General features: G+C 39.7%; 10 protein-coding genes and 1 pseudogene. 5 read left to right on the plus strand and 6 right to left on the minus strand.

The features are described 5' to 3' along the window. Window positions 1–818: 818 nt before the first annotated feature. Window positions 819–1,235 carry a hypothetical protein gene (locus AC5JMK_RS18825; protein ID WP_096674833.1) on the minus strand — a complete coding sequence of 139 codons (417 nt, stop codon included), beginning with the start codon at window positions 1,233–1,235 and terminating at the stop codon, window positions 819–821. A 99-nt stretch (window positions 1,236–1,334) separates the two neighbouring features. Here AC5JMK_RS18825 and miaB point away from each other — a divergent pair, with 99 nt between their 5' ends. Further along, window positions 1,335–2,699 (plus strand): tRNA (N6-isopentenyl adenosine(37)-C2)-methylthiotransferase MiaB, encoded by a 1,365-nt coding sequence (gene miaB, locus AC5JMK_RS18830; RefSeq protein ID WP_096674835.1) that lies wholly within the window; start codon window positions 1,335–1,337, stop codon window positions 2,697–2,699. Window positions 2,700–3,178: 479 nt separating this feature from the next. On the opposite strand, the gene AC5JMK_RS18835 is transcribed toward miaB, so the two are convergent. Both AC5JMK_RS18835 and AC5JMK_RS18840 read right to left on the minus strand, forming a co-directional pair. After that, on the minus strand, window positions 3,179–4,675 hold the full coding sequence (locus AC5JMK_RS18835) for a polysaccharide deacetylase family protein (protein ID WP_096674837.1): 1,497 nt from the start codon (window positions 4,673–4,675) through the stop codon (window positions 3,179–3,181). Window positions 4,676–5,132: 457 nt separating this feature from the next. Next, window positions 5,133–5,972, minus strand: a complete 840-nt coding sequence (locus AC5JMK_RS18840) for a DUF2382 domain-containing protein (protein ID WP_096674839.1) — start codon at window positions 5,970–5,972, stop codon at window positions 5,133–5,135. Between the two features lie 275 nt (window positions 5,973–6,247). Here AC5JMK_RS18840 and AC5JMK_RS18845 point away from each other — a divergent pair, with 275 nt between their 5' ends. From AC5JMK_RS18845 to AC5JMK_RS18855, 3 genes are all read left to right on the plus strand, one after another. After that, complete coding sequence (locus tag AC5JMK_RS18845; RefSeq protein WP_495910786.1) at window positions 6,248–6,889, plus strand: bifunctional 4-hydroxy-2-oxoglutarate aldolase/2-dehydro-3-deoxy-phosphogluconate aldolase; 642 nt, start codon at window positions 6,248–6,250, stop codon at window positions 6,887–6,889. Window positions 6,890–7,136: 247 nt separating this feature from the next. Beyond that, window positions 7,137–7,658: a L,D-transpeptidase gene (locus tag AC5JMK_RS18850; protein WP_495910787.1), complete on the plus strand. Its 522-nt coding sequence runs from the start codon at window positions 7,137–7,139 to the stop codon at window positions 7,656–7,658. A gap of 134 nt (window positions 7,659–7,792) precedes the next feature. Then, window positions 7,793–8,326 carry a L,D-transpeptidase gene (locus AC5JMK_RS18855; protein WP_096674845.1) on the plus strand — a complete coding sequence of 178 codons (534 nt, stop codon included), beginning with the start codon at window positions 7,793–7,795 and terminating at the stop codon, window positions 8,324–8,326. A gap of 207 nt (window positions 8,327–8,533) precedes the next feature. On the opposite strand, the pseudogene AC5JMK_RS18860 reads toward AC5JMK_RS18855, so the two are convergent. Beyond that, window positions 8,534–8,704: pseudogene (locus tag AC5JMK_RS18860) on the minus strand (DUF1499 domain-containing protein); the annotation flags it as partial. A 274-nt stretch (window positions 8,705–8,978) separates the two neighbouring features. Between AC5JMK_RS18860 and AC5JMK_RS18865 the strand changes: the two are divergent. Continuing rightward, window positions 8,979–9,170 (plus strand): hypothetical protein, encoded by a 192-nt coding sequence (locus AC5JMK_RS18865; protein WP_495910788.1) that lies wholly within the window; start codon window positions 8,979–8,981, stop codon window positions 9,168–9,170. 238 nt (window positions 9,171–9,408) lie between these two features. On the opposite strand, the gene AC5JMK_RS18870 is transcribed toward AC5JMK_RS18865, so the two are convergent. Together AC5JMK_RS18870 and uvsE are read right to left on the minus strand one after the other, a co-directional pair. Beyond that, the gene (locus AC5JMK_RS18870) at window positions 9,409–11,007 is read right to left on the minus strand and encodes an Hsp70 family protein (RefSeq protein ID WP_495910789.1); all 1,599 of its coding nucleotides are present in this window, start codon (window positions 11,005–11,007) and stop codon (window positions 9,409–9,411) included. A 54-nt stretch (window positions 11,008–11,061) separates the two neighbouring features. Beyond that, entirely contained in the window at window positions 11,062–12,015 is a 954-nt protein-coding gene (gene uvsE, locus AC5JMK_RS18875) for a UV DNA damage repair endonuclease UvsE (RefSeq protein WP_096674854.1), read from the minus strand. Window positions 12,016–12,236: the final 221 nt, after the last annotated feature.

Genomic DNA, 12,236 nt, shown 5'->3' on the forward strand with positions numbered 1-12,236 from the left:
CGATTTCAATCGCAGGCGGGTTTTTTGAACATTTGGGATGCTCTCGCTTTATTTCTCTAGTTTTTGTCAGATTGATGTTTATATGCAGAGTTACATAATCTGTGCCTCATACTAGCAGCAAATACCTCGTCGCCACTAGCGACCTATGAAATAAACAAGTCAAATACTCTTTTTTTCTGGCTTCTGACTTGTTTATTAAAAGTATAGGAATCCTATTTTATTTTGAAAACACTCCTTACATTTCTATTTCTTTTCTATTTATCTGTAAATCAAATAAATTACCAATTTAATAATTATATGAAATCAGTGGATTGTAAATTTACATGCTACTTTCATGCAATCACATGCTACTGGATAAAAGTTGTTAGAGATAATTCATTTAGAGGATGTTTGAAAAGTATTGGGCGAATATATAGTAGTTCTCGGTTGTGTCCAATACGTACCCCACCCCTTAATCCCCTCCCCGCTTGCGCTTAGGGGAGGTTTTGCGTCAGCAAAGCCGGGGTGGGGTTCCGACTGTATTGCAATCGAGTCAGAAGTGCTATAATTCACTACTACACAAGCGCGACGCGTAGTGGATTCCTGAAAAGAAGTTCGCCTGCGCGGACTAATGGAAAATTAAGGGTTTTAAACCCGCGTCGGCAGTTTTGGCGTTAGACAAAGCCGGGGTGGGGTTCAAAGGGAATTATAAGTAATCAAGCGAATCTGATATGAAACGAGAATCTTCGGGTTTGAAACTTGATCAGTCGCGGGTGTTCAGATCCCCGACTTCGCAAAAGTTGTCGGGGATCTAAGTTGGGATATATAAGCCTTCATAATTAATCAAATACATATTTTTCTGCGACTTTCCAGTAACGAGAAAAGCGCTTGAGGTCTATATAACCGTCATAATCAAAAAATGGCTCTAATTCAAAAATTTCTAAATCTACAAAACGCTCTATTTGCTGACAAATATTTTCAAACTTGGGACTAGGACTATCTGCTGTTACTACTTGTGTAGCATTATGTGAGTTAGCAAAAGCCAAAACCTCTTGGGCAACATCGCCACGTCGGATAATTACAGGTAACTCTAGCAAGCATTCGTAAATAAAAGCGATGCGTTTGAGACTAATTTGCCATTCTTCTAGTAAAGCATCATCCCAAACCCAGATAGCAGGTGCATCTGGATATTCTTGCAATGCTGGATTGTGTGGACTCAAGCAATCCCCATGTACCCAGATAACAGGTTTACTCATACAATTTAAATTCAATCCAAGTCAAATGTTAATTGGTAGCTAGAGTTTATACAATATAGGGAAAACCCTTTAATTTATAAATCTTAAGTATAATCGCCCATGACAATTTCACGCCGCCATTATCACATCACTACTTTCGGTTGCCAGATGAACAAAGCTGACTCAGAGCGGATGGCTGGTATTTTAGAAGACATGGGCTTTGAGTGGTCAGAAGATCCGAATCAGGCAGATGTAATTCTCTACAACACCTGCACTATCCGAGATAATGCAGAGCAAAAAGTATATTCTTATCTAGGCAGGCAAGCAAAGCGCAAGCATGAACAACCGGATTTAACACTAGTTGTTGCTGGTTGTGTTGCTCAACAGGAAGGAGAAGCCCTACTGCGACGAGTACCAGAATTAGATTTAGTCATGGGCCCACAACACGCTAACCGTCTAAAAGATTTATTGCAACAGGTATTTGACGGCAATCAGATTGTAGCCACAGAACCAATTCATATTATTGAGGATATTACCAAGCCACGCCGAGATAGTAAGGTTACGGCTTGGGTGAATGTAATATATGGTTGTAACGAACGCTGCACCTACTGCGTAGTACCGAGTGTGCGGGGTGTGGAACAATCTCGTACACCAGAAGCAATTCGCGCCGAAATTGAGGAACTAGGACGTCAAGGTTACAAAGAAATCACACTCTTGGGTCAAAATATTGACGCCTACGGACGGGATTTGCCAGGAGTGACACCAGAAGGTCGTCATCAGCATACATTTACAGATTTGCTGTACTATGTTCATGATGTTCCAAGTGTGGAACGAATCAGATTTGCTACTAGTCACCCCCGTTATTTTACTGAGCGCTTGATTCGAGCTTGTGCAGAATTGCCAAAAGTATGCGAACACTTCCACATTCCATTTCAATCTGGGGATAATGAAGTTTTAAAACGCATGGCACGGGGTTACACTCACGAGAAATACCGCCGGATTATCAACACAATCCGTGAGTATATGCCAGATGCAGCGATTAGCGCTGATGCAATTGTGGGTTTCCCAACAGAAACAGAAGCACAGTTTGAGAACACACTCAAGTTAGTAGAAGACATTGGTTTTGATCAGTTGAACACTGCTGCTTATTCCCCTCGTCCGGGAACACCCGCCGCCGTGTGGGAAAATCAACTTAGTGAAGAAGTGAAAAGCGATCGCCTACAAAGATTAAACCATTTAGTGGGGATTAAAGCCGCCGAGCGATCGCAACGTTATATGGGACGTTTAGAAGAAGTTCTAGTAGAAGACCAAAACCCCAAAGACAAAACTCAAGTAATGGGACGCACCCGCACCAACCGCCTAACTTTCTTTAGTGGTGACATTAACGAACTCAAAGGTAAGTTAGTGAAAGTCAAAATCACTGAAGTTCGCGCCTTTAGTTTGACGGGTGAACCAGTTGAAGTGCGAGAAATAGTATCAGTCTGAAACTGCTTCGGGTTCTAGTGATCTGGAAACCTAACTTTGAAGGGTTTGTAGTAAGGACTTTAGTCCTTAATGAGCGCTTAAGCGCTCACTACATCATAATCTTGCATCAGCTTTTCATCCCGCCAATAAATAAATTTATTGGCTAATAGCTAAAGTCAGATAAATCTGACTAGGACAGTGTTTGAGTCAGTTTTAACGAACTTATGCTATTAGCCTCATTCCTTAATTCTGAGGCGGGATATGGGGTTGGTGCAAGATATCAGTTAATGAGCGCTTAAGCGTACCCTACCCTACAGGAACACCTTACGGCGTACGGGAAGCCGCTATCGCGTCTACACTTACGAACTCAGCTAGCGTTGACTTGCCAGACCACTAGTACAACAAGGCAAAAGTAAAAAGTAAAAAGGCAAAAGAAAGAAAGCTTATTTTATAGGCTTTTCAGCCATTTTTAATGGTAGCTTTATTTCCGCCGACCTGTACTAGTTTAAAACAGCTTCGCCCCGCCGATAAATTTCGCGCGCATAATCAGTCCAAACTCCTTGTCCCCAGTAACGAAAACAACTGGTCTGCAACAACAAGTTATATAACAAAGCTTCTTGATAATCTGGACGCTGCGTTATTGAGGGATCTTGCTGCACCAATGAGTCATATTTTTCATGAAACATGATACTGAGTTTCTTCATCGGGTCTAAAACATTTTCATAGCCTTCCACCCAATTTAAATCATTCGTCCAAGAAGCACCATCCATATGAAATTGATGATCATTTGCTTTTAACTCTGCGATTACCTGTTCTACAGTTTCCGGTGTTGCATTATCTGGATTCACTCGCTGCCAAATTTTATGCTGATGCACAGCTTGACAAGTTGGGTAATCTCCAGGATTTACACCTGCTGCTTCAATTAGTTCGAGATATTCAGTACCATTGAGTGCAACCACATCTGCATAATTATTGCCTGCATCACGAATTTCATGATAAACCCTAAAGAAATCACGGGGATATTCGTTCATCATCACGCCGCCATTTTCTCCATCGGCTATTTGGGTAACTAAAGAGGGGATTGTCATATTACCAATTTGTTGCTTACCCCTACCCTTGGCTTCAAAATAAGGTTGCATCTGAGCAACTAATTTTGTATCCGAACCTTGAGTTTTAATTAATGCTGTAATGCTGATAGCTTCACCATGAGAATTACGGGCAATCAAACGATTGGGAATATATTTATTCTCGTGTTTTAAGGCAGAACCATCAAGGTTTTCCAGTGAATGTTCTTGCACCATTAACCAACGATAGCCACATTCTTTTAATGCTTTGATGTATTCAAATAGAGTATCTGGATGATTAGGTAAATGCATTTCTGGAGGAGAAAAACCCTTGACGCGCTTGAGAGCATCGTAACCAAAAATAGCTGCAAAATGATGTTGCCACGCTTGGATGTGTAGTTTAATATCAGGAATAGGTGTGGAGGGAACTACGGCATGACTCCACATCGTTCCTAACCATTCTACATAAGGCTGATATTGGGAATCACAAGTAATACGCTTAAGATTATCGAAGATATCATCGCGTCCCATTTGACGCAAACCCCACAGCAGATTACCTGAATAATCAAGCATAATTCGAGGGTTACAACCTTCCGAAATCAGTTGCGGGATAAATTCTCCCATGCGGCTATAGCACCATGCAAAAGGCTCGGCATTATGATTATCTCCATTATTTGGATGTTCAAACATATACTGGAGATTACTGATGATTTCGCCGTTTGCACCTGCGGGAATGCTTGGTTGATGCATGTGTAAAGCGCAGGCAAATCCCGCAGTAATATTTTCTAACTTAAGGTTAGTAGTGTTTAAATATACTGGTTCCTTTTGTTTAATTATTGACTGAATTGCGGCTTCCCAACCGCAAAGATTTGGCAACCCTGACCTTAATTCTGCCAATGTGGGTAGATTGAAGGATGGTGCTGTAGCAGTCATTTGTCATTTGTCCTTTGTCATATGTCATTTGTCATTGGGAAGGGTTTTGATGGTTATTTAGGTTTTGTAACTTTGTTTGTGTTTATTCCCGCAGACTTATTAATTCTTTAATCATTGTGACTGGCTGAATATCGTTTACCCGAATCCAGTAACAATTCACAGTTAAATTTGTTAGTTTGAAACAATTGGTATACAGTCTTATTACTGCGAGATAAAACCAGCAAGCAAAAGGGGTAATAGGAGCAGGACAGACACAATCAACAATAGAGTTCCCGGATCAATCTTAATTTGTGGGTCACGCATTGTTTTGTTGATGAAAGAAGTATATATATGTACTCAGTTTAAATTATCTTGGTTTATTTCTCCAATCTAGGAGACTATTTATATTAAATAGGGTGCGTGATAGCGAAGCCATAACACACCCTACAGTAATTTTATTTTCACTAAGCAGTTTTGATCACAGAAGATCTCTTCGCTGTCTATTCGTTTCATCCAAAGGTAAATTACCTTCGGTTTCGATATCTAATTCTTCGCGACGAACTGTTTCTTGAGCTTCAACTACATCTCTATCAACAATCTTTTTGACACGGACTTCTTCACGTACAAAAGCTTCTTTCTCTATTTCAGGTGTTTCTTCGTAGAGTTCTATACGTGCTACTTCTCCTGTTTGGAATTGAGCTTCATTGGGACTAACTGCAACACCTTCTGCGGTGGCTGGAACTCTCTCAATTACAACTCGTTCTTTCTCAATTGGAACTGAAACAGTTGCAGTTTCTGTTTCAATATGTTTACCAACGGCAACTTCTCCGGTTTTGATGCGGTTTTTGTTAGCAATTAGGCGTTCTTCATACAATTTGAAAGTTTGATGGTTTTGCTCATTTAAATTATATAAAGACGCATCATTTTGATAATTGTAGCTATCGCGATCGTATGTTAAATTTCGTTCTGGACGATAATTCCTGCGTACCTGCTCTTCGTAATCATAATCGACAGTCATGTCATCTTTATAAGCAGGTAAATTTTGTACTTGCTGTTTGCTTAAGCCATCAACATAAACACGCTGTTGACTATAGTCTATGCGAGAAAGACCTATTGGTAGCAATATTCTTTTGCTATGAAAATCTGATTCAGTTTCAATGACTAAATAACGAAAACGTCCATCTGGGTCTACTAGCGCATCCATAACTTTACCAATTCTATTTCCGCCTTCGGTATAGGTCGGTAAACCTTTAATATCATCACCACCAAAGGTATCTCGGTAAGTAGGATCAAAGTCTTCAAGCTTGTAAAGAGGCATAATAAAATTACCTATGAAAGCATCTATAACTATTACTTTAAAAAGTTAGTCAGTTTTTTTCCTCTTGCTTGCGACTGAATTATCTTAATTATTAAGTTTGAAAAAATCCATAGTTAATAGTAATAGCTGAAAAATCATGGTTATTGAGTTTTAACTGGATTATTATTAATTATGGTATCTATCTATGGTTAGATTAAACAAATATTTTAAGTTAGTGTTACTTTTAGTGAACTAAAGTACATTGCTTTTGAGCTAATTCTTAATTTTTTGTTCACATGTCGAATCACCCTTGGTTAACGTTGGTAAAAAAACACCGAGCGATCGCAGTTATCCGCGCTTCAAAATTAGAACTTGGACGCCAGATGGCTTTGGCTATGGCATCTGGAGGTATACAATTTATCGAAATCACTTGGAATAGTGCTAACGCTTGCGAGTTAATTGGCAAACTCCGTTCAGAATTACCTAACTGTATCATCGGCACTGGAAGTTTGTTAAATTTAGAACAAGTTTATCAAGCAATATCCGCAGGGGCGCAATTTATATTTACACCCCATATTGATCCAATGATGATCCAAGCAGCAGTTGCAGAAAATATAGCGATCATTCCTGGGGCGCTTTCTCCCACAGAAATAGTTACAGCTTGGAATCATGGTGCAACTTGTGTGAAGGTGTTTCCTGTACAGGCTGTAGGTGGAGCAAGCTATATTAAGAGTTTACAAGGGCCATTGGGTCATATTCCTTTGATTCCTACAGGCGGCGTGACTTTAAAAAATGCCCAAGAATTCTTACTATCAGGAGCGATCGCAGTAGGTTTGAGTAGTGAGTTATTTCCTAAACAATTTGTAGAAACTGAAAATTGGCAAGCAATATCTCAGCAAGCAAAAACTTTAGTCAATACTTGTTTAATCAGAGATTGATTAGTAACAATTAAGATTGCTCTATCAGTCAATAATTTTAATTATTGGCGGATTCTTCCTTGTGAGTAAAAATACATAAATTTGATTTTTCAACAATTCCTCATTTTTCTTCTCCTTTGCTAGTTACGAATTGGGACATCTGCTATAGGATGAAATTAGGAAAACTTACGCCGATTGCAGCAAAAAGCGAAAAATAATCAGGGAAAACTAAAGTTTTCCTAAACAATGGCATTATGGTCTAATCATTATGGAAAAGACATCTTCTTCCAGTTGGGTGCATTTTCTAAAAGTACTCTTTGTGGGTACAGCACTCTGTTTAAGTGTTTTTAGTACCCCTTCACAAGGGGTTTTGAAACAATCAAAACAATCAAAAAGAAGTACAATCAGGCAAACAATCGTTAACCTCAAACAATCTCAACGACGCTGGATACAAGTTGATTTGTCCCAACAACGATTAATTGCTTGGGAAGGTAAAAAGCCTGTTTACAGAGTGATTATATCTACAGGAAAGAAATCTACACCGACTCGCACTGGTGTTTTTCGGATTCAAACCAAACTGAGAAAAACTCGGATGCGGGGTAGAGGCTACAACGTTCCCAATGTGCCATATACGATGTACTATAGGGAAGGCTATGCTATTCATGGAGCCTACTGGCATCGAAGATTTGGTACACCAGTTAGCCACGGCTGCATAAATTTACCACCGAAACATGCTAGATGGGTATACAAATGGGCATCGGTAGGTACGCCAGTAGTTGTGCAAAGATAATAATTTACTGGTTAGTGGTTAGTTGTGAATAGTTGGTAGTCTTTCCAAACAACAAACAACCAACGATTCACAACAAACACCAAACAACAAACACATTACTTTGGGCATTTTCTGCGAATTAATAAATTAAGATAATGGGAAATTGGATTGGTAGTAGTTGGCTGGCTTGGTTAACAACTTTTTTAGCATCTGTAGGAATCTTGTGTGGAGCTGCTTTTACTTCTTCCGATTCAAAGACAACTCTTTCACATTTTTCCTATCGTATATTTGATCGCAATTCTATTAACGAAGCTGATATCTGGAAGGAACTACGCCCTCCTCGCAAAATCGAAATTGATTTGTCAAAACAGCGCCTATATGCTTGGGAAGGAAGCCAGCTTGTCTATTCTATGCGAATTTCCACAGGTAAGCGTTCGACTCCTACAAAAAAAGGTAAGTTTTTGATTGGCTCTAAGCATCGCTATGCCAGAATGCGAGGCCCTGGCTATGATATTTCTGGTGTTCCCTATACTATGTATTTTTACGAAGGATATGCAATTCATGGTGCTTTTTGGCATAGTAATTTTGGAACACCAGTTAGTCATGGTTGTGTAAATTTACCAGTCAAAGAAGCTCGTAAGCTTTTCAATTGGTCTGATGTGGGGACGGTGGTAGTAGTGCATAAGTGAAGAATGCAAAATATAGCAATCCGATTTGATTTCTGAATTACTCGTAGAGGCAGGCAACAGGCAATAGGCAATAGGCAATAGGGAAAGCTGATAGTCATGCTTAAGGTCAAAATGTACGGAATTTTTTCAAAAATCAAATAGGAGTCCTATATGAACCTTTGTCGTTAGATTACAGAGAAAAATGCTGAAAGCCCCTACAGCAAATTATCAAATCTTTAAATCCAAAAGAGCCAGACGAATTTGCTCTATTCGCCTACGGTTGACTCCGAGATCCGACTCTCCCACGCGAGATGCTGATCGCAGATGAATTACTGACTCATTCGGAGGAAAATAAAACTCTACGTCATCAACAAATTTGAAGATGCGGCTTTTTGAAAGGTGCTTTTCTTCTGCAAAATGCGCTTGCAAGAATTGTTGCAACTTCAATTAATCCCTATTAGGGATTGAAACCCTTGGGCTTTGGAACGTTCATTTATGAGAGTGGTGTTGCAACTTCAATTAATCCCTATTAGGGATTAAAACTTAAATCACAATTTTTTATCTGGAATATTTCTGTAAAAGCTTGGAGATCTATATAGAGGTAGACAGTACACGGTTGTGTGCAATCAACCTCAAACACCCTCTTATATATGATTAAGTTCGAGAAATATCAATGATTAACCGTGTTTTGGATGTGATTTTTATAGATTCCTTTGCATTTGTCATTAATACGATGTTTGGTAGATTGCTTAAAAGTAAAATATGTAACTATGTGAGTGAGGGACAAGATAAACAGTTTACTGAAAATGAACGAGATACAGAGCAGAATGATCATGACGAATTTGCGGAAAATTTATATTTGTGATAGATAAAATCATGACTAAGTAATCGTCCGATATCTCAAATACATCAACGAAAAGCGATCGCACCGGGAGCATCCCAAATGTTCAAAAAATTGTTAGTCATAATTTTGGACATGTAGAGACGTTGTAGGACATGTAGAGACGTTGCACTGCAACGTCTCTACAGGGTTTAAATGTTAATTGATGTGTCTGATTTGAACCGTATTGTATTCGCCTCTACCCACCACCAACAAACAATAACTAACTCAATTGTGCTACCAGTTGATTTTCCAACAGAGTTTCATTTGTGAGTAAATCCTCAACTGTGATTCGCAAAAATCGTTGTTCATCAACTAAAAACAGGATCTTGATGCGATCGCTTCCTGGAAATCCTAGTGGTGTCAACTTAGCAATAGTCCTCGCTCCATCTCGATCATTGAGGGGTTTGACAGTCGTCACACTACTATCAAGACGACGGGTAATCATGCGATCGCCATCAAAATAAACTTCTGTAGCGCCTGTATCTGTCCCCAATTCGCCCATAATTAACTCAATGCTGGTCTGACTTTCTACAGAAGCACCCAAAACTACTTGTACTGGTTGAGACATCGGATAAGGTTGTCCCTCTCTAATAATCGGATGCCAACTGTGTCGATAGTTACGTCGATCCCAGTAGCGGATACCGTAACTGTGGTAAAGAAAGTCTTTGATTTCTACGCCTTGAGTGATTTGCAAAGCACCTTGAGCTATGGCTTCAAAGGGGCGATCGCACCGGATTTTTTCTGGTGCAAAATATTGCTTTACCCATGTCTGTACTGCTGGTATTTGTACGGTACCGCCAACTAATAGCACAGCATTAATATCGCCAACTTCAATTCCTTGGCGTCGTGCTTGTTGTAGTAGCTGAGTCATCGACTCATCAAGTCGTTCAAAAAACAAATGTTCTCTAAGGATACCTTCCAACGTATCGCGATCTAATTCCAACTCATAACTTTCAAAGGTTTCATCGTTGAAATAAACTTCACTCGCTTGGGTTTGAGTTGATAGCTGAATTTTTACCTTTTCCGCCAGTCGCATTGTTAAAGGACTGACTGATAAGCCTTGAGTTGTGGCAAAATAATCAACTATCCAATTGTCTAAATCAGAACCACCTAAATTTTGTCCAGCTTTAGCCAAGACATGAGCAGTTTTCACCTTTTGTTTGGAGTCTTCTGCTAAAAATTTATTGCCAAACTTGAGTAAAAACCCAACAGGCTTACTAGCGACTTTGGTACTTTTATCCAACTGCACCAAGGATAAATCCAATGTACCACCGCCAAAGTCAATTACCAAGAGAATTTCTTGGTCTGCCATACCATAACCTAAAGCGGCGGCTGTTGGTTCATCCAGCATCCGCACTTGTTCGACTGGTAATCCTTGACAAACTTTGCCCAACCAGTAACGATAAGCTTCAAAACTATCCACAGGTACGGTTAATACCAATGATTCCAATCCTCCTTGCATGGGTTCTAATTGGGTAATCACCTGGTTGAGGAACCATTGTCCCACTTGTTCAAAAGTAACTATTTGTCCATCTAATTCCGGTAAGAAACCTTGGATATCTGTACCGATACCGCGTTTGAAAGTACGGAAAAAGCGGGGATCATTTTTCAAGTCTAAACCGCGATCGCGCACTTGTTGCCCGACCAAAACTTGTCCTTTAGTAGCATTTTCTACATAAAGTAAACTGGGGACGAGTGGCGGATTTAGACTTTGTTGAACTGATAAACCGGGTAGATTGAGAGTTTCTGACTCTTGGGTGACAGGATTCCAACGAGTGATAACTGTGTTGCTTGTACCAAAATCGATTGCGATCGCCATATCTAGTAATTTTGCGCTTTTGTTGCCAAGACGCAAATAGCTACTTCACCTTTATTAAAAATTATTCTCTAACAGCCACCAAGAACGCAAATAGGCGATCGCTTGTTCTTTGTGTTTCGCTTCCACTTCAATCCAAGGTGCTTGGCGATAAACACTCGGCATAGCAATAATTAAATCACTATGCTTTCTATCATTAAAAGCTTCTTCCCCATTAGAAATATGAACTAATTGCCACTCAGGATTAGTCCAAGTTTGTTGAGCAGCATAAAACATTTCTGTCACACTGGGATCATCATAACTATCTAAATTCTCGTGACAGATATGATGATGAGCATCGAATACCAATGGCACACCAGTAAGTTGGCAAACTTCTAAAATTTCGCTAGCACTGTAAGCATACTCATCATTTTCCAAAGTCAAGCGACTTTTGATGTTTTCTGGTAGCTGCGAAATTACTTCTACTAACTGTTCAATTCGTTGAGATTTCCCACCATGAATATTCATCAACGACCAAGCAGAACGAGGTAAGCCCAACAAATCTAGTGTTCTCGCATGTCGTTGTAAAATTTTAATACTTGTTGTCACTACCTGCGGCGAATCAGAACTTAAGACTACATATTGATCAGGGTGCAGCACTATTCTGATCCCCAGTTGATTTGCCCGTTGTCCAATTTTACTCAAATCATCACTCATTTCCTCAAGCAAACTAGCCCCGATGTCATCTTCCCAATCACTCAATGGGAATAAACCAGAAGACATGCGATAAAGTCGAATATTATATTGTTGACAAAAAGTTAATGCCCCATCCAAACGCTGTAAGTTATCTCGATATAATTCTTTGAGGGTACTAGCGCGTTGTTCCTCACTCAATTGTAAATAGCGGGTGCGGGTAATCGTCCGAAAGCGCACCTGTTTAGAAAAAGTGATGCAAACCAATCCTAAATACGGCGGGGTATCTTTAGGTTTGGGGTGTACTACTGGGAGATTATCTAACTCAACTGGGGTCATTAACTCATAAATTTATGTGGTCGCCTCTTCGATTTAACTAGTTTTTGCCCCTGAATGATGAGTATCTGAAGGTAGAAAGTTTCCTCAAACTGATGGAAATAGCGGTTTCCTCCCCTAGTGCATAATTAGCGAGTGAAACTTTCACGCCGATTATCCATGACAACATTATACAGCGTATTGCAGGTTTATGAAGTACAGTAACAACAGTTTGTAAACCAGTT

This window comes from Pelatocladus sp. (assembly GCF_059505505.1).